Source organism: Labrys neptuniae, assembly GCF_040797145.1.
Taxonomy (GTDB): Bacteria; Pseudomonadota; Alphaproteobacteria; order Rhizobiales; family Labraceae; genus Labrys; species Labrys neptuniae.
In genome coordinates this window covers 1,194,613-1,218,533 of record NZ_JBFNQD010000001.1, presented here as the reverse complement: position 1 = coordinate 1,218,533, position 23,921 = coordinate 1,194,613, and the positions used below count along the sequence as shown (strand labels likewise).

19 protein-coding genes and 2 tRNA genes are annotated in these 23,921 nt (G+C 64.5%); 9 read left to right on the top strand and 12 right to left on the bottom strand.

All coding sequences use genetic code 11. The annotated features are described in order from the left end of the window. The first annotated feature begins 94 nt into the window (after nt 1–94). The 5 genes from ligA to ABXS05_RS05795 all read left to right on the top strand — a co-directional run bounded on the left by ligA (nt 95) and on the right by ABXS05_RS05795 (nt 4,739). Entirely contained in the window at nt 95–2,230 is a 2,136-nt protein-coding gene (gene ligA, locus ABXS05_RS05815) for an NAD-dependent DNA ligase LigA (protein WP_367623223.1), read from the top strand. Further along, a complete protein-coding gene (locus ABXS05_RS05810) occupies nt 2,214–2,702 on the top strand; it encodes a DUF3828 domain-containing protein (protein WP_367623222.1) in 489 nt (162 codons plus the stop codon). The genes ligA and ABXS05_RS05810 overlap by 17 nt, the downstream gene beginning before the upstream one ends. A gap of 69 nt (nt 2,703–2,771) precedes the next feature. After that, complete coding sequence (locus tag ABXS05_RS05805) at nt 2,772–3,629, top strand: helix-turn-helix transcriptional regulator (protein WP_311941655.1); 858 nt, start codon at nt 2,772–2,774, stop codon at nt 3,627–3,629. Nucleotides 3,630–3,727: 98 nt separating this feature from the next. Continuing rightward, a complete protein-coding gene (locus ABXS05_RS05800) occupies nt 3,728–4,447 on the top strand; it encodes an AzlC family ABC transporter permease (RefSeq protein WP_246683796.1) in 720 nt (239 codons plus the stop codon). Next, the gene (locus ABXS05_RS05795; protein WP_367623221.1) at nt 4,437–4,739 is read left to right on the top strand and encodes an AzlD family protein; all 303 of its coding nucleotides are present in this window, start codon (nt 4,437–4,439) and stop codon (nt 4,737–4,739) included. The genes ABXS05_RS05800 and ABXS05_RS05795 overlap by 11 nt, the downstream gene beginning before the upstream one ends. Nucleotides 4,740–4,792: 53 nt before the next feature. Here the strand turns inward: ABXS05_RS05795 and ABXS05_RS05790 are convergent. The 6 genes from ABXS05_RS05790 to ABXS05_RS05765 form a co-directional block, all read right to left on the bottom strand. Then, nucleotides 4,793–4,864: transfer RNA gene (locus ABXS05_RS05790), tRNA-Glu, on the bottom strand. A 215-nt stretch (nt 4,865–5,079) separates the two neighbouring features. After that, a tRNA-Ala gene (locus ABXS05_RS05785) sits at nt 5,080–5,150 on the bottom strand. Between the two features lie 111 nt (nt 5,151–5,261). Next, complete coding sequence (locus tag ABXS05_RS05780; RefSeq protein WP_367623220.1) at nt 5,262–6,593, bottom strand: SDR family NAD(P)-dependent oxidoreductase; 1,332 nt, start codon at nt 6,591–6,593, stop codon at nt 5,262–5,264. A gap of 12 nt (nt 6,594–6,605) precedes the next feature. After that, the gene (locus tag ABXS05_RS05775) at nt 6,606–8,417 is read right to left on the bottom strand and encodes an aminopeptidase P family protein (protein WP_367623219.1); all 1,812 of its coding nucleotides are present in this window, start codon (nt 8,415–8,417) and stop codon (nt 6,606–6,608) included. A 184-nt stretch (nt 8,418–8,601) separates the two neighbouring features. After that, entirely contained in the window at nt 8,602–9,525 is a 924-nt protein-coding gene (locus ABXS05_RS05770) for a 50S ribosomal protein L11 methyltransferase (RefSeq protein ID WP_367623218.1), read from the bottom strand. A gap of 47 nt (nt 9,526–9,572) precedes the next feature. Continuing rightward, the gene (locus ABXS05_RS05765; RefSeq protein ID WP_311941640.1) at nt 9,573–10,742 is read right to left on the bottom strand and encodes an aminotransferase; all 1,170 of its coding nucleotides are present in this window, start codon (nt 10,740–10,742) and stop codon (nt 9,573–9,575) included. A 95-nt stretch (nt 10,743–10,837) separates the two neighbouring features. Between ABXS05_RS05765 and ABXS05_RS05760 the strand changes: the two genes are divergently transcribed. Beyond that, a complete protein-coding gene (locus ABXS05_RS05760; protein WP_367623217.1) occupies nt 10,838–12,073 on the top strand; it encodes a cytochrome P450 in 1,236 nt (411 codons plus the stop codon). A gap of 220 nt (nt 12,074–12,293) precedes the next feature. Next, nucleotides 12,294–13,661, top strand: a complete 1,368-nt coding sequence (locus ABXS05_RS05755; RefSeq protein WP_367623216.1) for a dicarboxylate/amino acid:cation symporter — start codon at nt 12,294–12,296, stop codon at nt 13,659–13,661. A gap of 100 nt (nt 13,662–13,761) precedes the next feature. On the opposite strand, the gene ABXS05_RS05750 is transcribed toward ABXS05_RS05755, so the two are convergent. Then, nucleotides 13,762–16,122 (bottom strand): ATP-dependent helicase, encoded by a 2,361-nt coding sequence (locus ABXS05_RS05750; protein ID WP_367623215.1) that lies wholly within the window; start codon nt 16,120–16,122, stop codon nt 13,762–13,764. A 118-nt stretch (nt 16,123–16,240) separates the two neighbouring features. Then, nucleotides 16,241–17,134: a DMT family transporter gene (locus tag ABXS05_RS05745; protein WP_311941628.1), complete on the bottom strand. Its 894-nt coding sequence runs from the start codon at nt 17,132–17,134 to the stop codon at nt 16,241–16,243. A 104-nt stretch (nt 17,135–17,238) separates the two neighbouring features. Between ABXS05_RS05745 and ABXS05_RS05740 the strand changes: the two genes are divergently transcribed. Beyond that, nucleotides 17,239–17,877 (top strand): LysE family translocator, encoded by a 639-nt coding sequence (locus ABXS05_RS05740; RefSeq protein ID WP_367623214.1) that lies wholly within the window; start codon nt 17,239–17,241, stop codon nt 17,875–17,877. Nucleotides 17,878–18,143: 266 nt separating this feature from the next. Here the strand turns inward: ABXS05_RS05740 and ABXS05_RS05735 are convergent, their stop codons facing one another. The 3 genes from ABXS05_RS05735 to ABXS05_RS05725 form a co-directional block, all read right to left on the bottom strand. Then, nucleotides 18,144–20,123, bottom strand: coding sequence for an ABC transporter permease (locus ABXS05_RS05735; protein WP_367623213.1), 1,980 nt, complete (start codon nt 20,121–20,123; stop codon nt 18,144–18,146). After that, a complete protein-coding gene (locus tag ABXS05_RS05730; protein WP_311941619.1) occupies nt 20,120–21,196 on the bottom strand; it encodes a quaternary amine ABC transporter ATP-binding protein in 1,077 nt (358 codons plus the stop codon). The genes ABXS05_RS05735 and ABXS05_RS05730 overlap by 4 nt, the downstream gene beginning before the upstream one ends. A gap of 110 nt (nt 21,197–21,306) precedes the next feature. Further along, nucleotides 21,307–22,278 (bottom strand): ABC transporter substrate-binding protein, encoded by a 972-nt coding sequence (locus tag ABXS05_RS05725; RefSeq protein WP_082979403.1) that lies wholly within the window; start codon nt 22,276–22,278, stop codon nt 21,307–21,309. A gap of 318 nt (nt 22,279–22,596) precedes the next feature. Between ABXS05_RS05725 and ABXS05_RS05720 the strand changes: the two genes are divergently transcribed. Then, nucleotides 22,597–23,409: a DUF817 domain-containing protein gene (locus ABXS05_RS05720; RefSeq protein ID WP_311941613.1), complete on the top strand. Its 813-nt coding sequence runs from the start codon at nt 22,597–22,599 to the stop codon at nt 23,407–23,409. Here ABXS05_RS05720 and ABXS05_RS05715 read toward each other — a convergent pair. Next, nucleotides 23,396–23,914, bottom strand: a complete 519-nt coding sequence (locus tag ABXS05_RS05715; RefSeq protein ID WP_311941611.1) for a thioesterase family protein — start codon at nt 23,912–23,914, stop codon at nt 23,396–23,398. The two genes, ABXS05_RS05720 and ABXS05_RS05715, sit on opposite strands and share 14 nt — an antisense overlap. Between the last annotated feature and the right edge of the window lie 7 nt (nt 23,915–23,921).

Sequence of the window (23,921 nt, the reverse complement as noted above, 5' to 3'; positions counted from 1 at the left end):
CTGAAGACCCGCCCCCCAACCTGGTCGCTCCCCTCTGCCCCGATTGGAATGGTTGTGTTAAGCCACAGCAAAGCAATGCATCGGTTGGCCTGTCATGAACACTCCCAAGCCCGTCTCCGACCTCTCGCTCAAGGAGGCCCGCGCTGACTACGAGGAACTCGCGGCGCGGTTGATCGAGGCCGACAAGGCCTATTACCAGGAAGATGCGCCTGACATCAGCGATGCGGACTATGATGTCCTGCGACGTCGCTACACGGCGATCGAGGAGCGCTTTCCTGAGCTCAAATCGGCTGAGAGCCTCTCGGACAGGGTCGGTGCGGCGCCGTCCGAGAAATTCGCCAAGGTGCGCCACCGCGTGCCGATGCTGTCCTTGTCCAACAGCTTTTCCGATGAGGATGTCGAGGAGTTCGTGGCCCGCATCCGCCGCTTCCTCGGTCTTGCAGAGAGCGATGACCTAGCGATCACGGCCGAACCCAAGATCGACGGCCTGTCCTGCTCGCTGCGCTACGAGAAGGGCAGGCTGGTGGTGGCGGCGACGCGCGGCGACGGTGCCGAGGGCGAGGATGTCACCGCCAATGTCCGCACCATCGGCGACATTCCCAATGTGCTGAAGGGCAATGTCCCCGAGATTTTCGAGGTGCGCGGCGAGGTCTATATGAGCCACGCCGATTTCAATGCCATGAATGAAAGGCAGGCGGCTCTCGGCAAGCCCCTGTTCGCCAATCCGCGCAATGCGGCCGCTGGCTCGCTGCGCCAGCTCGATGCCTCCATCACGGCGAGCCGCCCCCTGCGCTTCTTTGCCTATGCCTGGGGCGAGGCCAGCGCGCTGCCGGCCACCACGCAGTTCGAGGTGGTGCGGGCTTTCGCCGAGTGGGGTTTTGCGGTCAATCCCCTGATGGTGCGCTGCCACGACGCTGCCGACCTGCTCGCTCATTACCGCCAGATCGAGGCGCAGCGCGCCACGCTGGGCTACGACATCGACGGCGTGGTCTACAAGGTCGACCGCCTCGATCTGCAGCAGCGGCTCGGCTTCGTCTCGCGCTCGCCGCGCTGGGCGACGGCGCACAAGTTCCCGGCCGAGAAGGCGACCACGCTGCTGCAGGGCATCGAGATCCAGGTAGGGCGCACCGGAGCCCTGACGCCGGTTGCCAAGCTGCAGCCGGTGACCGTGGGCGGCGTCGTCGTCTCCAACGCCACGTTGCACAATGAGGACGAGATCGCCCGCAAGGATGTGCGCATCGGCGATACCGTGATCGTGCAGCGCGCGGGGGACGTGATCCCGCAGATCCTCGGGGCGGTGCTGGAGAAGCGGCCGGCGGATGCCGTTCCCTATATCTTTCCCGAAACCTGTCCCTGTTCCCTGAAGACGCCGGTCATGCGCGAGGAGACGGTGACGGGCGGGGAGGGAGCGGTGCGGCGCTGCTCGGGCGAATTCGCCTGTCCCTTCCAGAAGATCGAGCATCTCAGGCATTTCGTCTCCCGCCGCGCCTTCGACATTGAGGGGCTGGGCGAGAAGCAGATCGCCTTCTTCTTCGAGAACGAGGACCTGCCGATCCGCGAGCCCGGTGACATCTTCACCCTGGCAGCCCGCGACGGCCAGAACTTCAAGAAATTGAAGGATCGCGAAGGTTTTGGCGCAACCTCCACGAAGAACCTGTTCGCCGCCATCGATGCCCGCCGAGAGATCGCGCTGGAACGCTTTCTCTATGCCCTCGGCATTCGTCATGTCGGCGAGACCACGGCCCGCCAACTCGCTCGCGCCTATGGCTCCTGGCAGGCCTTCGAGCAGGCGGCGCTGCGCATCGCCGCCAAGGACGAGGAGGCGGCCGCCGAGATGGATGCGATCGACCAGATCGGCGAAACCGTGGTCGAGGCCATCGGCGCCTATTTCGCGGAAGAGCACAACCTTGCCATCCTCGAGCGGTTGACGGCCGAAATCCGCATCCTCGATGCGGAAAAGCCACGTGCCGAGAGCCCTGTCGCCGGCAAGACGGTGGTGTTTACCGGGGCGCTGGAGCGCATGAGCCGCGACGAGGCCAAGGCCATGGCCGATCGGCTGGGCGCGAAGGTCTCAGGCTCCGTCTCCAAGAAGACCGATCTGGTGGTCGCCGGCCCCGGCGCCGGCTCGAAACTGGCGGATGCGCAAAAGCACGGCGTCAAGGTCATCAATGAGGATGAATGGTTCGAGCTCGTGAATGGAGCGGGGAGCACGAATGACCAGGATACGTGAACTGTGCCTTGGCCTTCTGCTGGCGTCGGGGCTGGCAGTGCAGGCATTGGCGGCTGAGGGCACGCCCGAGGCGGTGGTGAAGCAGATCTATTCGGGAAAGACGCCCGAGACCAAAGGCATCGACCTCATCGGCGATGCCAAGCTGCGTGCCAAATATCTCAGCAAGGACCTGGCAGCCGCGGTGAAGCGGGGTATCGATGAATCTGCCAAGTCCGGTGAAGTGGGAGCGCTCGATTTCGACCCGGTGAGCGATTCACAGGATCCGTTGATCAAGGATCTGAAGATCGAGCCGGCCTCCGTGCAGGGGGACCGGGCCCAGGTGGGGGTAAGCTTCAACCGCGGCGACCCCAAGCGCGACGAGCTTGTCTACGACCTGATGCAGGAAAACGGCCAGTGGCGTGTCTCCAACATCTCCAAGAAGGGCAGTGCCGAGGAAGCATGGTCCCTGCGCCAGATGCTGTCGCTGAAATAGAGGCCGCGCATCGCAGCGGATGCAACTTTCATCCAAGCAATTTGCGGACAAAGGCACTATCTTAGACGCATGCCGTCTGAATCCAGCGCTTTCACCACCCTCGAGGATGCCGCCGAACGAGGCGATGCCGTCCGGTTCTGGCGCGAGCAGCGCTATGACGGGTTGGAGTGCCTGAGCGCGATCTTTCGCCGGCACCGCTATGTGCCCCATACCCACGAGACCTATGCCGTCGCCGCAGTGCTCGACGGTTGCGAGGCCTTCTCGCATCGAGGTAGCCGGCATTATGCCTCGCCGGGAAGTTTCGCGATGGTCTGCCCCGACGAACTCCATGATGGCGAGCCGGCAGGCGAGGGCTTCGTCTATCGCGTGCTCTATCCCACCATTGATCTGATGCGCTCCGTTGCCGAGGATACCTTCGGGCGTCCTGCCGCCGGCACGCCCTGGTTCGAGCGTTCGGTGATCGAGGATCCCGCCCTGGCCGCCGATCTGGTGACGCTGCAGATTGCACTCAGCGACCCCGCGGTGACCCTGCTCGAACGCGATGCCAGGCTCAGCCGCTTCTTTTCGACCTTGCTCGGGCGCTGGGGCGGCCATGGCGAGCCGATCAGGCTCGGCGACGAGAGCGGGCCGCTCGCCAAGGCGCGGGCCTATCTCGACCAGCATTTCGAGCGCGATGTCGGCCTCGACGAGCTTGCTGCCGTGGCGGGGCTCAATCGCAGCCACCTGGTGCGTTCCTTCCGCAAGGCGATGGGCACCACGCCCCATGCCTATCTCACCGACCGGCGCTACCGGGCGGCCCGGCGCCTGCTGGCGGCGGGCGAAGGGCCGGCGGAAGTGGCAGCAGCCTGCGGTTTCTACGACCAGAGCCACCTCAACCGGGTTTTCAAGGCGCGCATGGGCGTGACGCCGGGGGCTTTTCGCGGATGATGGAGTGTCGGCCGGAGGTTGACACTCTCGATGCAACTTTTGTCCAAGACCGGCGATTGCGTTGTGCCTAATCAGGGCGCTCCATCAGGAGTTGTCCTTTGTCCGCCCGTTCCGAAATCCGTTCCGCGCTGATCGATATCGCGCCGCCAGCCCTGGCGGCGATCCCGATCGGCTTCCTGTTCGGCGCCATCGCCGTCTCCAAGGGTCTGTCGCCGGCCGAGATTGCGCTGATGTCCTTCACCGTGTTTGCCGGCAGCGCGCAATTTGCGGCGCTCGAACAATGGGTGCAGCCGGTTTCCATCCTCACTTTGGCCTTCGGCACGCTGCTGATCAATTGCCGCCATATCCTGATGGGGGCCTCGCTAACGCCTAAGACGGCGCTGTTCTCGCCCGCCCAGCGTTTTCTCGGCTTCTTCATGATGGCCGACGAGAACTGGGCGATGTCCGAGCGCCGGGCTGCGCGGGCCGAGCTCACGCCGACCTATTATTTCGCCATGTCGGTGTTCTTCTATCTCAATTGGGCGCTGTGGAGCACGGCGGGCGGGCTCGTCGGCCAGCTTCTGGGCGATCCCGCCCGCTATGGCGCCGATTTCGCCTTCACGGCCCTTTTCATCGGGCTGATCGCCGGCTTTTGGGAAGGGCGCAGCTCGGCGGCGACCATCCTCACCAGCGCTGTGGTGGCGGCGCTGGTCTATCTGAAGGTGGGCGCGCCCTGGCATGTGCCAGCCGGGGCCCTGGCGGGCATTCTGGCTGCCTTCCTGACGGGCCATCCCGGCCGCAGCAAGCTCGACGCCAAGGAGGCCATCGATGTCGTTTGATCCCCATACGGTGGCGGCCATCCTCACCATGGCCTTGGTGACCTACGCCACCCGCATCGCCGGCATCTTCCTGGCCGGCCGCCTCGCTCTGGCGGGCCGCACCAAGGCTGCCTTCGACGCCATCCCGGCGGCAGTGCTGGTGTCGGTGATCGCTCCGGTAGCGCTGGCCACAGGGCCGGTCGAAACCATCGCCGCCGGCATCACCGCTGTCTCCGCCACCCGCATGCCGCTGCTCGTCACCATCGCGGTCGGCGTGGTCAGCGTGGTGCTGCTCCGCATGGCGATGGGGTGAGGGGCGGGCTGGTTTTCGGACCAGCTCCGTGCTGGTCACTGCGAACAATGTGAGAGAGCCGGAAGGACTTGAACCTTCGACCCCCCAAGTGAAAGTTGGGTGCTCTTCCCCTGAGCTACAGCTCCCATGCTCCGAAGAAGGCGAACCTGCCTCAGAGAAACCTCAGCTGATTTCCTGCTGAGGGACGCATGACAGGTCCTTGATGCCACAATGCCCGCTGGGTGCAAATACCCCATGCATGGCGCGCAGTGTTTTTGTTCCTCTGTTCGAATAAAGGGCCGAAGCGATCTGGGTGACGAGCGCGAGGCCTCTATTTTGCTTGTTCGTTGGTCAATCGAGAAAGGGCCGGAAGGATTTGAACCTTCGCCTCCCAAGTGCCGCTTGGGCGCTCTTCCTCTGAGCTACGACCCTTGTCATGAGGAGGGGTCGAACCTCATCTCCGAGAAGCTCCCGGTGCTTTTCCAGTTAAGCGACGCATGACCGTTCCGTGATGGCATACGACATCGCCTGATGGCAAATGCATTACCATTCCGATGGGCGGTAGTCCTTCCAATAGAGGCCGCAGGGAGGGGCCTGGCACAGCGGATCAAGGCTTTGCACGATCGGATCGAGTATCCGGGCGGCGGCATCGATACAATCCAGCGGAAGGTCGTAATCCAACCCCTGAACTCGTCTTTCAACGGCGCGCGGCGTCTCGCTCGAGATCCAGCCAGGATCGACGCTGTTCATGAAGATACCGTCCGTTGCGTAGTCGACAGCGGCAGTCCGGGTCAACATGCTCAGCGCTGCCTTGGACATGTTGTTGTGCGGATGAAGCGCACCTTTGCCGGTGTGGCTGAATTGTCCTTCCATCGCGCCGACATTGACGATGAAGCGCTTGTCGCGGGGCGACTTCCGCATCAAGCCGCGAGCCTGCGCGCACAGGATGAAGGGCGCCATGGCGTTGATGACCTGGGTTTCCACCATTTCGCGCGTGTCGACTTCGTCGAGCCGCAAATACCAGCTGTTCTTGTAGGGCGTTTCGACGACTTCGCCGTAACGATCGACCGGCAACGGGGATGCCTTTGCTTGCGTGGTCAGCAGCAGATCCACGGCGCGAAACCGGTTGGCTGTTCGATGGGCGATGCACGGCGAGGCAATCTCCTCCCGTTCGTCCGCGAGCAGGGGGGCGTAGAAATCTGCCGTGCGGCGAATGGTCTGTGCCGCGTTGTTGATGAGAATGTCGATATGCCCGAAGCGGGTGTCCAGCCATTCTGCAAAAGCGTGAACGTCGGAAAGATAGCGCAGATCGAGGCCATAGAGATCGAGCCTGTCGCCCCAATCCGCGTAATCGGCTTCGGCCTGGTAACGCCTGAGGGCATTGACCGGGAAGCGCGTGGTCACGATGACCCGTGCCTTCTGGCGCAGCAAGCGAAGAGCGACCTCGAAACCGATCTTGACCCGGCCGCCTGTCACCACGGCGATGCGGCCCGACAGATCGATGATTTCCAGGCGCTTGCGGTAATTGAGCTCGGCACAGTCGGGGCAAAGCCGATGATAGAAATGATGCAGACGCTGATATTTCGAGGCGCAGGCATAGCAGCGCAGGGCGCCTTGTGTCAGACGCTCCGGGCCCGATTCCTCGATCTCCAGTCGATTGAGCTGGTCTCGCCTGGATGCGAGCACCGAGGCGATCTCGTCGGCGTCGTTCTGGCGACGCGAGAACGCGGCGGAAGCCTTGAGCTTGCGCCTTGCTCCCCGGTTGATCTTGGCGACGAGCGTCTTGAATTCGGTCTGATCGGCGGCCAGGTCGGTATTCCTGGCAACCCGCCGCAACAAGTCGAGGCAGTTTCGCCACTCGTCATCCGAAATCATGTTGTCCTCGGTTCACCCGATCGCCTGCGTCACCTCATCCAGCCACTGGCGTTCCGGCTCGTCGAGCAGGGGGCCGAGCGTCTCGCGCACTTGGGCGTGATAGGCGTTGAGCCAATCGATTTCCCGCTGCGTAAGCAGGGACAGCTCGATCGGCCTCACGTCAATGGGCGCCAGAGTGAGCGTCTCGAAGCCGTACATCGTGCGTTCGGCCCCCTCGATGGCGATCTCTTCGACCAGGACGAGGTTCTCGATGCGGATGCCAAAGGCGCCGACCCGGTAATAGCCCGGCTCGTTGGACAGGATCATGCCGGGTTCGAGCGGCGTGGTGCCGAGCTTGGAGATGCGCTGCGGCCCTTCATGCACGGAGAGATAGGAGCCGACGCCATGGCCGGTGCCGTGGTCGAAATCGGTGCCGATCTCCCAGAGCGCAGCGCGGGCGAAGCTGTCGAGCTGGGCGCCCGAGGCTCCCTTGGGGAAGCGCGCCAGGGAGATGGCGATGTGGCCTTTCAGCACGCGGGTGTAGCGGTCCTTCATCTCGGGCGAGACCTCGCCCACCGCGATGGTGCGGGTGATGTCTGTGGTGCCGTCGACATATTGCGCGCCTGAGTCGATCAGGAAGAAGCCCGGCGTCACGGCCCGGTTGCTGGCGTGGCTGACGCGGTAATGCGGCAGGGCGGCGTTCGGCCCGGCCGAGGAGATCGAGGGGAAGGAGAGATCCTTCAGGACGCCCGTACCTTCGCGGAAGCGCTCCAGGGCCTCGGCCACCGAGATCTCGGTTTCCTTAGCCCCGGGCACGGTGCGTTCGAACCAGGCGAGGAAGTTCACGAAGGCGACGCCGTCGCGGATATGGGCGGCCCTGGCGCCGGCGCGCTCGGCTTCGTTCTTGACAGCGCGCAGCAGCGCCACGGGATCGCCGCCCTTCTGCACCTTGCCGCCGGCCTGCTCGACCAGCGTGGCGAAGTGTTCGACCACCATGGCGGGGTCGAGCCTGACGGCCTTGCCTTTCACGCTGCCGGCCAGCACGGCCTCGATCTGGCGCGGCTCGGCGATCGCCATGTGCTGGGAGAGTTCGTCCCTGACGGCATTGGAGAATTTGCGGCCGTCGGCGAACAGGGTCGGCTGTCCCTCTGCCGGCACCAGGGCGTAGGAAAGCGGCAGGGGCGTGTGGGAGACGTCGCCGCCGCGGATGTTGAACAGCCAGGCGGAGGCATGGGCGTCGTTGGTGAAGACGGCGTCGAGCTTCTGCTCGCGCAGCTTGGCCTGCAGGCGCTCGATCTTGGAGGCGACACTCTCGCCGGCCAGGGCCACATCGTGCAGGACGATCTGGGCCAGCGGCGGTGCCGGCCTGTCCGTCCAGATGGCGTCAACCGGATTTTCCTTGACGGCAACAAAACTTGCGCCAGCCTTCTCGCAGGCGGCACGAAGGCGCTCGACCTCGTTCATCGATTGAAGACGCGGGTCGTAGCCGAGCTTCATGCCGGGCTTGAGCACGCTGCCTAGCCATTTCTCAGGCGGCTCCTCGATGAGGTGGCGCGGCGTGTATGTCGAGGTGTCCACTTGCTCGCGCACCTGCACGGTATAGCGGCCGTCGACGAAAATCGAAGCCTGGTCCTTCAGGACGACGGCGATGCCGGCGGAGCCGGCGAAGCCGGTGAGCCAGGAAAGGCGCTCCTCCGAGGGCGGGCAATATTCATTCTGGTGTTCGTCGGAGCGGGGGACCACGAAACCGTCGAGCCCCAGTTCGGCGAGCTTGCCGCGCAAGGCCGTCGCACGAGACGGGCCGAGGCTGGGCTGGGAAATTTCGTCGAAGGACTGAAAAGCCATTTGATCACCCTTGAAGTATGAATGCCTTCTCCCCTTGCGGGTGTCGTCAACTCTCTTGAGTTGACTAGAGGTCCCGGCAGGGGGATGAGGGGAGAAACGCGTCTTTGCAGACTTGGCGCCAACACCCCTCATCCGGCTGCCGCCACCTTCTCCCGCAAGGGGAGAAGGGAATAGTCTTGTTCGCTCAAAGTTTCTTGGGCTTGCCACCGCCATAGGACAGCACCAGCGTCGTCCATTCGTCGATCTTGATCTGGCGGATGAGATGCAGGCCCTGGGCGCGATAGGCCGCCAGGGCCGCATTGGCGTGGGAGTGGAGCAGGCCGGACAGGATCACCGTGGCCCCGGGCGCCAGCAGCCGGCTCATCGGTGCCGCCAGACGCACCAGCGGACCCATCAGGATGTTGGCAAAGACCAGGTCGAACGGCGTGTTGGTTTGCATGGCCCGGGCAGTGGTGCCGCGCGCCACGAAGCTCTCGACATAGGCGCCGGCCTTGTTGAAGCGGATATTGTTGCGCGCGGTGGCGATGGCGATCGGATCGATATCGGAGGCGAGGACCCGAAGGCGCAGGGCGCGTGCGGCCGCGATGGCCAGCACGCCGGTGCCGGTGCCGATATCGAGCGGCCGATTGGGGCGCTTGCGCTTGAGGAGATCGTCCAGAGCGAGGAGGCAGCCGCGCGTGGTGCCGTGATGGCCGGTACCGAAGGCGAGCGCCGCCTCGATCTCGATGCCGATGCTGTTGGCCGGGACCTGCTGGCGGTCATGGCTGCCATGGACGGTAAAGCGGCCCGCCCGCACGGGCACCAGGCCCTCCAGCGAGGCCGCCACCCAGTCCTTGTCGCCGAAGCTGTCGAAGATCACTTCGATGTCGGGACCGGCCGCCAATGCGATCAGGTCCCGTACGGAGGCTTCGTCCGGCTCGGTCCGGAAATAGACCTCGACCAGCCAGGGTGGCTTGGCCGTGCCGTCTTCCTTCTCGAAGGCGGCGATCGCCGTTTCCGTGGGGTCGAAACTCTCGCCGAGCAGGTCGGCGATGCGACGCGCACGCATCTCGTCGGTGACGATGCGCGCGACATGGGTGGGATTGTTGGGATGAAGACCTTCGAGCATATCGCTTGGCTATCGCGCCCGCCGCCGAAGGGCAACGGAAATCGCGCTTACCCGCCGAAACGCTGGAAGCGTTCGCGCAGGGCCTGCAGCTGCTCCACGCCGGCATTGGCGAAGGCGACCCGCATATGCCCTTCCAGGCCGGGGCCGAAATAGGGACCGGGCAGGCAGAGCACGCCGGCCTTCTCCACCAGTTCCTTGACCACGCTCGCCGCGGTATGGCCATGGAAGGGATGGTGCAGGAAGGCGAAATAGGCACCCATCGCATCGATCCGCCAGCCATTGATGCCCTCGAAGGCCGCGCGGAAGCTGGCTGCCCGCCTGTCGATCTCCAGGCGGTTGGCCTCGCGCCATTCGGTCAGTCCGTCGATGGCCCAGGCGACGGGGGCCTGGGCGGTGCGAGGCGCGCAGATCTGCAGCGTGTCGAGGACCTTGCCGACCTCGGCCGCCACGGCGGGGGCGGCGACGAGTGCGCCAAGCCGATGGCCGGGAATGCAGTAGCTCTTCGAGAAGGAATAGAGGTAGATCAAGGTGTTGTCGAAATCACCGGAAGCGATGAGTCCGTGCGGCCGGCCGGTGACGAAGTCGCGATAGGTCTCGTCCAGGATGAGGAAGAGGCCGCGATCCCGGCACAGGCGGGCAAAGGCTTCGATCGTTTCGGGCGGGTAGACGGCGCCGGTCGGATTGTTGGGCGTGACCAGCAGGATAGCCCGCGTGGTGGGATCGATCAGTTCGGCAGCGCTCTCGACATCCGGCACGAAGCCGTTCTCGGGCGGGCAGGACAAGGCCCTTGCCTCGATGCCGAGCATGTCGAGCGTCATCTTGTGGTTGAAATACCAGGGGCTCGGCAGCAGGATGGAATCCCCCGCCTTGGCCACCGCCAGGGCCGCGACGAAGAACGCCTGGTTGCAGCCGGTGGTGATCGAGACCGTCTGCCAGTCGACCTTGCCGCCATAGAGGCTGGAAACATGCGCGGCATAGGCCTGGCGCAGCACGGTGTCGCCCTCGATCGGGCCATAGCTGGCGCTCGACGCCGCGCTGGCATTGCGGCCGAGCCGTTCCAGCAGCTCCGCATGCGGCGGGTAGCCTGGAACCGCTTGCGAGAGGTCGATCAGCGGGCCGGCCGCACCGTTATAGGCGCGTGCCCAGGCCTGCGCCTCCGGGATCGGCGGGGTGGCGGTGTCGAGGAGATTGGGATTGATCGCGGGCTGGCTGCTCATGCGCCCCTAAATGCCTGCGGCGTCTTGCTCTGACAAGGGGATTTCCGGTAGCCGCGGCGATGACATTGTCGCAGGAATCTCCTACCCCTTCATTCATGTCTTTGCCATCAAGCCTCAGGATCGATGCCGCCCGTGCGGTCGTATCGCTCAGCCCCACCGATGCGGCCTTCGTGCAGCATCCCTATCCCGCCTATCAGGCCATCCGCGACGCCTGCCCGCTGTTCTTCTGGGAGGAATATGGCTGCTGGTGCGCGGTCTCGCACCAGGCGGTGTTCGACCTCTTTCGCGACAGGCGCTTCGGGCGTGAGGTGCTGCATGTGGCCAGCCGTGCCGAACTCGGCTGGCCGGAGCCGCAGGCCCACCTGGCACCCTTCGATGCGGTCGACGCCCATTCCATGCTGGAGCGCGAGCCGCCGGTTCATACAAGGCTGCGCACTTTGGTCAACCGCGCTTTCGTCACCCGGCAGGTCGAGCGTCTGAGGCCGCGGATCGCAGCGCTTGCCAACCAATTGATCGATGGTTTCAAGGGGCAGGGCAGGGTCGACCTGATCGAAGCCTTCGCCACGCCGATCCCGGTGATCCTGATCGCCGAACTGCTGGGCGTGCCGGTCGAGATGGCTCCGCAACTGCTCGACTGGTCGCATCGCATGGTGGCGATGTATCAGTTCAACCGCACGCGCAGCATGGAGGATCAAGCCGTTGCAGCTGCTGAGGATTTCTCCGCCTTCCTGCGCGGCTATGTCGTGCGGCGGCGAGCCGAGCCGCGTGACGATCTCATCAGCCATCTCATCGCCGTCGAAGCCGAGGGTGATCGGCTCAGCGAGGAGGAACTGATCTCCACCTGCATCCTCCTGCTCAATGCCGGGCATGAGGCCACGGTGCACGCCATCGGCAATGGCGTGAAGTCCATCCTGCAGGCCGGTCTTGATCGCGAGGCGGTGCTGGCGGGCGGCGAGGGCTTGGTGGAGGAAATGCTGCGCTTCGATCCGCCGCTCCACATGTTCAAGCGCTATGCGCTGGAGAACGTCACGCTGGGGCCGGCCACCTTCCGCAAGGGCGATGAGATCGGCCTGCTGCTCGGTGCCGCCAACCACGACCCAGCCCGCTTCGAGGAGCCCGAGCGTTTCCTGACGACGCGGCAGCGCCCGCCTCATGTCAGCTTCGGCGGCGGCATCCATTTCTGCGTGGGTGCGCCCCTGGCGCGGCTGGAGCTGGAAGTGGCGGTGCCGATCCTGTTCGAACGGCTGCCCGGCCTGCGGCTGGAAGGGATGCCGGTTTATGCCGACACCTACCATTTCCACGGGCTGAAGGCGCTGGAGTTGAGTTGGTAACCCTGGGATCGCAGGCGTCCTCGCCTGCACCTTCCTTTCCGGCCACGCGGTGGGTCCAAGAGCAGGCGAGGACGCCTGCGATCCCGGGGACGAGCCCTGCATGAGGGGCGCCCCTGCTTTGTTTCGACTGTGGTTCTCTTTCAAATCCGCCCATGGTATGGATATTGAAAGTGTATAACATATATTTTGTGTTATATTATTGTCGGCACATCGCAAGAGAATGACCATGGCAACCCCTTCCGGCCCACAAGCGACGGCAGCCAAGCCCTTCTATGCCTCCTTCGGTTTTCAAGTGCTCGCCGCCATGGTGGTGGGACTGCTGCTCGGTCTTTACGCCCGCTCCCTCGGGCCAGACGCGGCGGGTAATCCGAATTGGCTGGTGCAGACGCTGACGACCATCGCCTCGATCTTCGTCCAGCTGCTCTATGCCCTGGTGCCGCCTTTGGTCTTCACCGCCATCGTCGCCTCGATCGGCAATCTGCGCAAATTGTCGAATGCCGCGGCCCTGGTCTGGCAGACGCTCCTATGGTTTGCCATCACCGCCTTGATCGCCGTGCTGATCGGCATCACCCTCGGCCTGGTCATCCAGCCGGGCCTGCATTCGAGTGTGCTGGCGGAGACCGCCAAGGCGCCGGCCACCACCGGCTCCTGGCTCGATTTCCTCAAGGGCCTGGTGCCCGCCAACGTCTTCGGCATCCAGGCCTCGACCAAGCTCGTCGATGGTGCCGCCTCCACGTCGCTGCAGTTCAACGTGCTGCAGATCCTGGTGATCGCCATTGCCGTCGGTGTGGCTGCCCTGAGCGTCGGCGAGCGGGCCAATGCCTTCCTCACCTTCAACGAGTCGCTGCTCGCCATCGTGCGCAAGATCCTGTGGTGGGTCATCCGCCTCACCCCGGTCGGCACGATCGGCCTGCTCGGCAAGGCTGTGGCGCAATATGGCTGGCAGACGCTGGGGCAGCTGACCTGGTATGCGCTCGCCATCTATATCGGCCTCGCCATCGTCCTGCTGATCGTCTACCCGCTGCTCCTGATCCTGCACGGGCTGAGCCCGGCCCGCTTCTTTGCGGGCGCCTGGCCGGCGATCCAACTTGCCTTCGTCTCGCGCTCCTCGGTCGGCACCATGCCGGTCACCGAGGCGGTGACGGAGCGCAGCCTCGGCGTGCCCCGGGAATATGCCGCCTTCGCCGTGCCCTTGGGATCAACCACCAAGATGGATGGCTGCGCGGCGATCTATCCGGCGATTTCGGCGATCTTCGTGGCTCAGTTCTACCAGATCCCGCTTGGCATCGAGCATTACGCGCTGATCGTGTTCGTCTCGGTAATCGGTTCGGCCGCCACCGCGGGCCTCACCGGTGCCACCGTGATGCTGACCCTGACGCTGTCGACCCTCGGCCTGCCACTCTCCGGCGTCGGCCTGCTGCTCGCCATCGACCCGATCCTCGACATGGGCCGCACGGCGGTCAACGTCGCCGGCCAGGCCCTGGTGCCGCTGCTCGTCTCCAAACGTCAGGGCATCCTCGACGAGGCCCGCTACAACCAGGCCGGCGGCATCGACAATCTCGACGCCGGCGTGCCGGCCAAGGGGTGAGGGGGCTATCGAAGCCTTTTTCAACGCTTGGCGCAATCGTCTTCCCCACTTCGTGGAGAAGGCTGGCTGCGTCTCACTGTTCTTGCAGCAGTGTCTTCCTTCAGGCTGCCTCGACGAAGCTGTCGACCACGCGCTTGCGGCCGGCCTTGTCGAAATCGACGGTGAGCTTGTTGCCGTCGACTTCGGCCACTTCGCCATAGCCGAACTTCAGGTGGAAGACGCGGGTGCCGACCTTGTAGGCCGAGGCGGTGCCGGTGGAGCGGGCCACCAATTCGCCCTCGATGGTCAGGGGCTCGCGGCGGAGCGGGGCCTGGGTGGTACGGAACCCGGAAGCCATGTTGCTCTGGGCCCGCTGCCAGCCGGGCGTCGAATAGTTCGAGCCGGAAAAAGGCTGCGCCTTGTCGAAGCGGCTCATGCCGAGCGAGCCGCCTGAGCCGTAGGAATTGGAAGCCTCCATCACCTCGACATGGGCGGCTGGCAGTTCGTCGACGAAACGCGACGGCATGGTCGATTGCCACAGGCCGTGGATCCGGCGATTGGAGGCGAACCAGACCTTGGCGCGGCGGCGGGCGCGGGTGAGGCCGACATAGGCGAGGCGCCGCTCCTCCTCCAGGCCGGCGCGGCCGTTCTCGTCGAGCGAACGCTGGTGCGGGAACAGGCCTTCCTCCCAGCCGGGCAGGAACACCGTCTCATATTCCAGGCCCTTGGCGCCGTGCAGGGTCAGGATCGAGACCTTGTCCTCGCTGGCGCCTTCCTCGCTGGCATCCATCACCAGCGAGATATGCTCGAGGAAGCCGGCCATATTCTCGAAGCCCTCCATCGAGCGCACGAGTTCCTTGAGGTTTTCCAGCCGGCCCGCGGCCTCGGCCGTGCGATCCTTCTGCCACATGTCGGTGTAGCCGGATTCCTCCAGGATCAATTCCGCCAGTTCCTGATGGCCGAGCACCTCGCTCTGGGCGGCCCAGCGCGAAAAGGAGGCCATCAAGTCGCGCAGGGTCTGGCGCGGCTTGGGCTTGAGTTCCTCTGTCTCGACCAGCACCCGCGTGGCCTGCATCATCGGCACGCCGTTGTGGCGGGCATAGTCGTGCAGGATCTGTACGGTGGCGTCGCCGAGGCCGCGCTTGGGCACGTTGACGATGCGCTCGAAGGCGAGATCGTCGGCTGGCTGCATGGTGGCGCGAAAATAAGCGAGGGCGTCGCGGATTTCGGCGCGCTCGTAGAAGCGGGGGCCGCCGATGACGCGATAGGGCAGGCCGAGCGTGACGAAGCGATCCTCGAATTCGCGCATCTGGAACGAGGCGCGCACCAGGATGGCGATGTCGTTGAGGGCGTGGCCCTTGTGCTGCAGTGCCTCGATCTCGTCGCCGATGGCCCGGGCTTCCTCGCCCGAATCCCAGGAGCCGGCGACGGTGACGCGCTCGCCCTCCTCGTCGTCGGTGAACAGGGTCTTGCCGAGGCGTCCCTCATTATTGGCGATCAGGTGCCCGGCCGCGCCGAGAATATGGCCGGTGGAGCGGTAATTGCGCTCGAGCCGGATCACTGTGGCACCCGGAAAATCCTTTTCGAAGCGCAGGATGTTGTCGACCTCCGCGCCGCGCCAGCCATAGATCGACTGATCGTCGTCGCCGACGCAGCATAAATTCGGCTTCATGCCGGGCTGCCGCTGGGTCAGCAGGCGCAGCCAGAGATATTGGGCGACGTTGGTGTCCTGGTACTCGTCCACCAGGATGAAGCGGAAACGGTGGTGATATTCGGCCAGGACCCCGGGGTTTTCGCGGAACAGGCGGATCGATTCGAGAAGGAGATCGCCGAAATCGGCGGCGTTCAGGGTCTTGAGCCGGGCCTGGTAGGCGGCATAGAGCTCGCCGCCCTTGCCATTGGCAAAGGACATGGCCTCGCCGGCGGGTACCTGCGCCGGCGTCAGGCCGCGGTTCTTCCAGCCGTCGATGGCATTGGCGAGCTGGCGGGCCGGCCAGCGCTTTTCGTCGATCCCGGCGGCGGAGATCACCTGCTTCATCAGGCGGACCTGATCATCGGTATCGAGGATGGTGAAATTGGATTTCAGGTCGACCAGCTCGGCATGACGACGCAGGATCTTCACGCCGATGGCGTGGAAGGTGCCAAGCCAGGGCATGCCCTCCACGCTCTGGCCGATCAGCACGCCGATGCGCTCGCGCATCTCCCGCGCCGCCTTGTTGGTGAAGGTGACGGCGAGGATCTGGTGGGGCGCGGCGCGGCCGGTGGCGAGGATATGGGCGATACGGGTGGTCAGCACGCGCGTCTTGCCGGTTCCGGCGCCCGCCAGCACGAGTACGGGGCCGTCCAATGTCTCCACCGCCGCGCGTTGTTCCGGGTTCAGGCCGGTGACATAGGCGGCAGGCCTTGCGGCGGCCATGGCACGCGCAGCAATACCGCCGGCGGCCGGCTGATGGGCAAGGGAAGGAGAGCGTGGATCGGACAAATCGAGTTTTCGCGTGATTCTGGACGGCCGGATAATGGCTTAGATGGGGAGCCGCGTCGAGATTGCGAGCGGCAGGCGGTGCTTTGCGTCAACAGGCAAGGACATCCGGTCGTCCGTCTCATTGCCCCGGAGCGCGCTGGGCGATGGTGGTGACGATCACCCCGGCGGCGATCACCCCGGCGCCGAGCCAGGTCAGCCAGTGATAATGCTCTCCCAGCAGGAAGGTGCCGACACCGAGGCCCAGGGCGGCGGCGACATAGCCGATCTGGGAAAGATAGACCGGCCCGCCCGCCATTTGCAGGCGAAAGAAGAAGGCAAGCATGGCGGCGCTTGCCGCGACCTGGGCCGTGCTGACCAGCGGAGCGTTGGCGAGTGTCCCGAGGCCGAGCTCTCCGCTGGTGGCGAGCAGGGCTGCCGACATCACAAGGGCGGCGGCAAGATTGCTGCCTGCCGCCAGAGCCAGGGGCCGGGCGCCCGGCGGCCAATCCAGAGTGCGGTAGACATTGCCGCTTGCTAGCGTGAGCGGAATGAGGAAGCCGATGGCGATCCAGAGGAAATTGACTTCGCCGACGCGGCCCTTGCCAAGCACGATGAGCATGGCTCCGAGGAAACCGATCAGGATACCGCAGATGCCGAGCAGATTGGGGCGCCGCGCATTCAAGGCGGTCGCCAGGATCGTGGTGATGATCGGCGACAGCGTGTACATGATCGAGGTGTAGCCCGAGCCCAGGTGCGGAATGATCAGGTAGACCAGGAAATTGGGCAGGGCGTAGGAAATGATGCCGCCTATCGCGTAAAAGCGCAGAAAGGGCGGCGTCAGGGGCAAGGCCTCCCGGCGGAGGACCAGCACGGCGCCGATGACCAGGGCGCTGCCCGCCGAGATCAGCAGCGTCCATACGGCCGGCGGAATGCCGGCCGCGCCCGACAACTTGCCGAGCGGAAAATACAGACCGAGAAATGCGCCGGTCACGAGAAGCAGAAAGACAGGTGCCGGTGTGTTGGAAGCGGGCATGGATGGGCTTGTGCGGGCTTGATGGAAAGGAAACGCATGCCCGCTTGCGCCGGGACGCCGGCCGTGCAGCAATGGCAAATCCCTTCGCCGCCAGGCCGATTCCCATGTTCGATGTTTCCCTGCTTGCCGCAACCTTTTTTGCCGGCTTCCTCTATACGATCTCACCCGGACCGGCCTTCCTGGCTTTGTTCGCGCTCGGCGCGGCGAAGGGGCGCACGCCCGGGGCCTGGTTCATGACCGGCCATCTCGTCGGCGACATCCTGTGGTCGGTGGCGGCCCTGGCGGCGATCGTCGGCGTGAGCCAGATCGGCCCGACCCTGTTCGACATTCTCGGCATCGGCTGCGGGCTCTATCTGATCTATATGGGCGCGCGGGCCGTGATGACCAGGCGGGACGGCAAGGCGGCCGTGATCGGTGCCGACCGGCCGCTGGTCAACGGGGTGATCTTCGGCATCACCAATCCGAAATCCTATCCGGTGGCGCTCGCCACCTTCGGGGCCCTGGTGGCGCCCTATGGCGATCACATCACCTGGGCTGCAACGCCGGGCCTGATCGCGGCCGCCTTCCTCGGCTTCGTGGCGGCGGATTTCATCCTCTATGTCGCCATCGGCCTCAGGCCGGTGCGGGCTTTCTTTGCCCGCTATGGCCTGTGGGTGACACGGATCGTCGGCGTCGTCTTCATCGGCTTCGGCCTGAAGTCGCTGCTCGACGGCGCGCGGGGGCTGGCGAGTTCGGCACGGTGACGAGCGGCTTTTTGAGCGGATCTCTGGATAATTGCCACCGGGGGCGTGCAGCCCCTCACCCCAACCCTCTCCCCGTCAGAACGGGGCGAGGGAGACTTCGGCCAAGTGCCTCAAGCCGGCAGTGTGTCATCTCGCCCAACCGTCAGGCGAGATGACAGGTCCAAGGATCAATCGCGACGCCTGCGCCCCCTCGCCCCGTTCTGACGGGGAGAGGGTAAGGGTGAGGGGCAGCGCGACCTCAGCGAGAAGGTACGAATTCGAACCAATCACCCCAGGCGCTGGCGTGCCTTGGCGCTGGCGCCGCCGATCAGGCGGTCGGCGATGATGCCGATGAAGGCGATGGCGAGGCCGGCGACGATGCCGCGGCCGGCATCCGCCTTGGCGAGGGCGATGAAGACCTCCTGGCCGAGATCGCGCGTGCCGATCATCGCGCAGATGATGATCATGCTCAGCGAGAGCAGGATGGTCTGGTTGATGCCGAGCATGATTTCCGGCAGCGCCATCGGCCATTGCACCAGGCGGAAAGTCTGCCAGCGCGTGCAGCCGGCCGTCTTGGCTGCCTCGATCAGGGTCGGCGGTACCTGGCGCAGGCCGTGATTGGTGTAGCGGATGGCCGGTACGATGGCGAAGGAGACCGTTGCGATCAGGGCGGTGACGTCGCCGACCCGGAACAGCATGACGATCGGGATGATGAAGCAGAAGGACGGCAGGGTCTGCAGGGTGTCGACGACAGGCTCGATGATGCGGAACACCCGATCGCTGCGCGAGGCCCAGACGCCGATCGGCATGCCGATCAGCATGGCGAGGACGGCCGAGACGCCACAGAGATAGACGGTCGACATCGTCTTCTGCCACAGCCCGGACGAGGCGCAGAACAGCACGAGCAGGCCGACGAGGAGGGCAAGGCGCCAGCCTGCCAGGCGGTATCCGGCCAGCACCAGCAGCACCAGGGCGGCGAACCAGGGAATGGCTTCGCAGAAGGCCCTGATAGGGTTGAGCACATAGACGAGAAGCCCGATGCGCAAGGCCTCGATCACGTCGAAGAAATGCACGGTGATCCAGTCGACGCCCGCCTTCCACCACGGCGCGGTCGACAGCGTCCAGCCCGGCGGGATCTTGGCGAGAGCCGGCAGGACGAGGCTGGCCAGCGTGGTCGCAGCCAGCACGGCCAGGGCCAGGACAAGATGGGGATGGCGGGCGACAAGCCCGACACCCTCGTGATGCACGGGCCGGCCGCCACGATAAGCGAAGGCCTGCGAGAGGCGGTCGAGCGCGATGGCCAGCACCACGATGGCGAAACCCGCCTCCATGCCCTGGCCGATCTTGAGGGCCCGGAGGGCGAGCAGCACGTCATAGCCCAGACCACCGGCGCCGATCATCGAGGAGATGATCACCATGTTGAGCGCCAGCATGATCACCTGGTTCACGCCGACCATCAGCAGGGGACGCGCGGTGGGGATCAGCACGCGCCAGAGCTTCTGGCGCGGCGTGCAGCCCGCCATCACGGCAAAATCGGCGATCTCGGAGGGAATACGCGACAGCGCCACGATGGTGGCCCGCACCATCGGCGGCGTGGCGAAGATCGAGGTGGCGATCATCGCCGAGACCGGGCTGTTGCCGAACAGGATCAGCATGGGGATGAGATAGGCGAAGGTCGGGATCGTTTGCATCAGGTCGAGCGCCGGCGTGACCGCCAGCCGTTCGAGCTTCGGAAAGCGCCAGGCGGCGACGCCGAGCAGCAGGCCTGTCAGCACGCAAAGCGGCACCGAGATCAGGATCAAAGCGAGGGTGAGCATGGCCCCCTGCCACTGGCCGAAGAGCGCGATATACCCAAAGCAGGCTGCCATCAGTGCTGCGAGCCGCAGGCCACCCGCTGCGTGGCCAGCAATGATCGCCGCCGAAATCACGCCGAGCCAGGATAGCGTCGGCAACGGGATGCCCCACAGTTTCAAAGGCTTGGCCAGCAATCCGAAAGCGATCTGGAGAGGAAGGTCGAGGATGGCGGCGATTGCTCGCGTCAGCCAGCTCAGATTGGTTTTCATCCAGGCCATGAGGGCCGACATCCAGCTCGCGAAGGGCACGATCCAGTCGTCGGGCCAAGCAGACAGCCAACCCGTATTCGATCTCAAGAGGTAGAGCGTGGCGGCGAGCAGGAAGGCGAGGCTCCAAATCGCCGCCCAGGCCGTTACCCGGCCGCCATGCGGTGCCTGCGGTTGAGCAAGGGAAAGGGGGGCTGGCTTGCTCAAGCGGCGGTCCTGCGCTGATCGCTGCCGGTCAGGATGTCGAGCACGGCATTGGGCGAGACCTCGCCGAGTAGAGTGCCGGTGAGATCACGGACCGCAAAGGGCGCGGCGGCGCCGATGACGTCGGCGGCAAAAGAGGAAACCTTGTCCGTCGGAGCGAGATTGCCGGCATAGGCGGAGCCTGGCTGGGGAGGGCGCATGAGGCCATGGGCCGAGACCACCTTGGCCCGCTGGACGTCACGGGTGAATTCGGCAACGTAATCGGTCGCTGGCCGCGTAACGAGTTCCTCGGGCGTACCGGTCTGGATGATGGCACCGTCTTTCATGATGGCAACGCGATCGGCAAGGCGGATCGCCTCGTCGAAGTCATGCGTGATGAAGACGATGGTCTTGTGCAGTACCTTCTGCAGCCGGACGAGCTCGTCCTGCATCTCTCGGCGGATCAGCGGATCGAGCGCGGAGAAAGGTTCGTCGAGGAACCAGAGTTCGGGCTTGGTGGCGAGGCTGCGCGCGATGCCGACACGCTGCTGCTGGCCGCCCGAAAGCTCGCGCGGATAGAAACCCTCACGGCCGCGCAGGCCGACGAGGTCCACCATGTCCTGGGCCCGTTTCAGCCGCTCGGCCTTGGCAACACCCTGGACCGCCAGCGGGAAGGCGACGTTCTCGATCACGCTCAGATGCGGCAGCAGGGCGAAGTTCTGGAACACCATGCCCATCTTGTGCCGGCGAAGCTCGATCATCTCCGCTTCGCTGGCCTTGAGCAGATCCATGCCGTCGAACTCGACCGTGCCGGCGGTCGGTTCGATCAACCGGGCCAGGCAGCGCAGCAGCGTGGATTTGCCCGAACCGGACAGCCCCATGATGATGAAGATCTCACCCTCATGCACCGTCAGGCTGGCCTCGCGCACGGCGGCGACTAGGCTCGCCTTGGCAAGGTCCTCATCCGTCGGTCGCTGGCCATGCCGGGCCAGCTCGCGGGCAGCATTGGGGCCGAAGACCTTCCAGACGTCACGGCAGGCGAGCTTCACGGCTCGCATGGTGGCGTCCGAGCCCGGCGAAGCGATCGCGCCTTGCATCGGTGCCTCTTGAATGCATCGGGTAGCCGACGGACGGATCTTCGGATCCGCCCGCAACGACGGCGTCAGCCAGGGAGCAGGGCAGGTTGGTCACCTCCTGCCATCGGGATTCACTGCGCCCAGGCTTTCCAGGTCGCTTCGTGATCGGTGACCCACTTGGCCGCGACCTCGTCCAGGCTCTTGCCTTCCAGATCGACCTGGCCGCTCAGCTTGTTGAGCTCGTCGGTTTCGATCGTGTAGGCCTTGGCGACCTTGTAGGCCACGGGCCATTTGTCCTTCATGCCGGACCAGGCATATTTCCAGATCTCGCCATGCGGCTTGCCGCAATCATATTTGGCATCGGGATTGGTGCCCCATTTCGGATCGGTATAGCAGGCCGGCTCATATTCGGGGAATTGCACCCACTCGCCCTGATATTTCGCCGTGGCCCAATGGGGCGAATAGATCCACAGCATGATCGGCGCCTTGCGCTGATAGGCGGAATCGAGTTCGGCGAACATGGCGCCATCAGTGCCGGCATGAATGACCGTGAAGGGCAGCTTCAGCGCTGCCACGCGTTCGTCATCGAAGCCTTCCCAGGTCACGGGCCCGCCGAGATAGCGGCCCTTGGGCGCGGTATCGGGCGTGGAGAAGGCTTCGGCGCATTTCGGGTCCAGCAGGGCCTTCCAATCGGGCAGGCCGGGGCATTTCTCCTTCATGTAGATCGGGTACCACCACTCCTCCTTGGCCTTGGGGCCGAGCTTGCCCAGGCGTTCGGTCTGCTTGGTGGCATCGGAAGCCTTCATGGCCTCGCCGGCGGTGGTGTCCCAGAATTCGACGCCGAGGGTGAGATCGCCATTGGTGAGGCCGGTTGTCAGGCTGGAGAGATAGTCGGCAGTCGGATATTCGACGGTGTATCCGAGCTTTTCGAGGATGCCGCCCAGGATCTTGGCGTTGAGATTGACGCTGGTCCAGTCGAACAAGGCAATCTTGATGGGATCAGAGGATTCCGGCGACGCCGCCGAGGCCGGCGAAATCCCCACGAGCAAAGCGAGCGCCGCGGCCGCAAAGCCGCTGCGTTGAAATACTTTCAGGCAGTCCATGATTGGCACCCTTCCGTCTCTCTGAATGGCCGGCCGGCGCTTGTGCCTCTTGTGGGCGAGTCTGTCGCCCTGGGTCTGTCGCCACTGCCGATCGTGAAAGTGTGGCCCAGAGATCGCTCTTGGGCAAGTTATTTTCGTACCAAGAATATTGGCTATATTTCAGGACGTTACTGATACTTCTTTGGGCGCTTTGCTCGAAAAGGCGGCGCCCGCTTCATGCCGAGTTCTTGCGTAGTGTCGACCGATCCTGCACCGGGATTTCACGGTGGGACCAATGCGCCTGCATCGAGGCTGCAAATGCGCTTGCGAGGATCGGGCATGGCAATGTTCAGGCTCTTCCTTCGCGAATTCTGGTTGTTCGGCCTCAAGCAGGCCTGGGCCTGCCTGTTCGGCGGTTCCTTCCTCGCTCTGATCCTGGCAACGCGCTTCTACTATCCGGAGGGGGCCTGGCTCGGCCGCTACGACTTCCTCTGCTTTGCAGCGCTGGGCATCCAAGGCCTGCTGCTCGCGCTCAAGCTCGAGACCTGGGAAGAGGCCGCCGTGATCGCGGTCTTCCATGTCGTCGGTACCATCATGGAGATCTACAAGACCCAGGCCGGTTCCTGGGTCTATCCCGAGCCGAGCCTGCTCAGGATCGGCGAAGTGCCCCTGTTCTCGGGCTTCATGTATTCAGCCGTCGGCAGCTACATCGCCCGCGCGGCCCGCCTGTTCGACTTCCGCTACAGTTCCTATCCCCGCATGCGCTGGACGATCCTGCTGGCAGCACTGATCTATGTGAATTTCTTCACCCACCATTTCCTGCCGGATATTCGCCTCGGCCTGTTCGCAGCCATTGCCATCCTGTTCTGGCGCACGCGGATCTACTTCACGGTCGACCGGGAGCCACGCTCCATGCCGCTGCTGCTCGGCTTCTTCCTGGTCGCCTTCTTCATCTGGATCGCCGAGAACATCGGCAGTTTCGGCCAGGTCTGGATCTACCCCAACCAGCGTCACGGCTTCGCCCTGGTTTCGCTCGGCAAACTCGGCGCCTGGTATCTGTTGATGATCGTCAGCTTCGTGCTGGTGTCGCTGGTGCACCGGCCGGTGTTGCTGAAACGTGCTTCCCGCCGACCGGCGCCTATTGTCGGCTGAGTGGCGCCGGGGTGCGTATGGCGCGGCCGACGATTTCGGGGGTGGGCAGATAGCCGTGCGAGGTGCGCATCTCGGCAAGATTGTCGATGATGTCGCAGGGGAACGGGGCCACCCGCCGGGTCGCCATGTCGATGTTGAGGGAAATCAGCTCACAGGTCGCCGACACCCAGCCTTCGGTGGCGTGGCAGAGTTCCTCATAGATGTGCAGGCGCTTTTCGTCATAGCCGACCAGTTGCAGGCGCACCCGCACGGGATCGTCGAGGTGAAGTTCACGCTTGTAGATGACATGCACTTCGCCTGTGAAGAACGACATGCCGCGCTCGCGGATGTAATCCTCGCCCAGACCGACGAGCGACAGCGCCTCGCCAAGGGCGTTGTCGAACAGCACGTGATAATAGGCCATGTTCAGATGGCCGTTATAGTCGATCCAATGCGGTTCGATGCGCATCTGCGAGGATACGAACGGCGCGAAGAACAATGCCGGCAATTTGCTGGTGTCAAACATCTCCGCC

Excerpts from the sequence above, each read along its gene's own strand:
- ligA (WP_367623223.1), top strand. The coding sequence starts at position 95 with ATGAACACTCCCAAGCCCGTCTCCGACCTCTCGCTCAAGGAGGCCCGC.
- ABXS05_RS05810 (WP_367623222.1), top strand. The coding sequence starts at position 2,214 with ATGACCAGGATACGTGAACTGTGCCTTGGCCTTCTGCTGGCGTCGGGG.
- ABXS05_RS05805 (WP_311941655.1), top strand. The coding sequence starts at position 2,772 with ATGCCGTCTGAATCCAGCGCTTTCACCACCCTCGAGGATGCCGCCGAA.
- ABXS05_RS05795 (WP_367623221.1), top strand. The coding sequence starts at position 4,437 with ATGTCGTTTGATCCCCATACGGTGGCGGCCATCCTCACCATGGCCTTG.
- ABXS05_RS05780 (WP_367623220.1), bottom strand. The coding sequence starts at position 6,593 with ATGATTTCGGATGACGAGTGGCGAAACTGCCTCGACTTGTTGCGGCGG.
- ABXS05_RS05775 (WP_367623219.1), bottom strand. The coding sequence starts at position 8,417 with ATGGCTTTTCAGTCCTTCGACGAAATTTCCCAGCCCAGCCTCGGCCCG.
- ABXS05_RS05770 (WP_367623218.1), bottom strand. The coding sequence starts at position 9,525 with ATGCTCGAAGGTCTTCATCCCAACAATCCCACCCATGTCGCGCGCATC.
- ABXS05_RS05765 (WP_311941640.1), bottom strand. The coding sequence starts at position 10,742 with ATGAGCAGCCAGCCCGCGATCAATCCCAATCTCCTCGACACCGCCACC.
- ABXS05_RS05760 (WP_367623217.1), top strand. The coding sequence starts at position 10,838 with ATGTCTTTGCCATCAAGCCTCAGGATCGATGCCGCCCGTGCGGTCGTA.
- ABXS05_RS05755 (WP_367623216.1), top strand. The coding sequence starts at position 12,294 with ATGACCATGGCAACCCCTTCCGGCCCACAAGCGACGGCAGCCAAGCCC.
- ABXS05_RS05745 (WP_311941628.1), bottom strand. The coding sequence starts at position 17,134 with ATGCCCGCTTCCAACACACCGGCACCTGTCTTTCTGCTTCTCGTGACC.
- ABXS05_RS05740 (WP_367623214.1), top strand. The coding sequence starts at position 17,239 with ATGTTCGATGTTTCCCTGCTTGCCGCAACCTTTTTTGCCGGCTTCCTC.
- ABXS05_RS05730 (WP_311941619.1), bottom strand. The coding sequence starts at position 21,196 with ATGCAAGGCGCGATCGCTTCGCCGGGCTCGGACGCCACCATGCGAGCC.
- ABXS05_RS05725 (WP_082979403.1), bottom strand. The coding sequence starts at position 22,278 with ATGGACTGCCTGAAAGTATTTCAACGCAGCGGCTTTGCGGCCGCGGCG.
- ABXS05_RS05720 (WP_311941613.1), top strand. The coding sequence starts at position 22,597 with ATGGCAATGTTCAGGCTCTTCCTTCGCGAATTCTGGTTGTTCGGCCTC.
- ABXS05_RS05715 (WP_311941611.1), bottom strand. The coding sequence starts at position 23,914 with ATGTTTGACACCAGCAAATTGCCGGCATTGTTCTTCGCGCCGTTCGTA.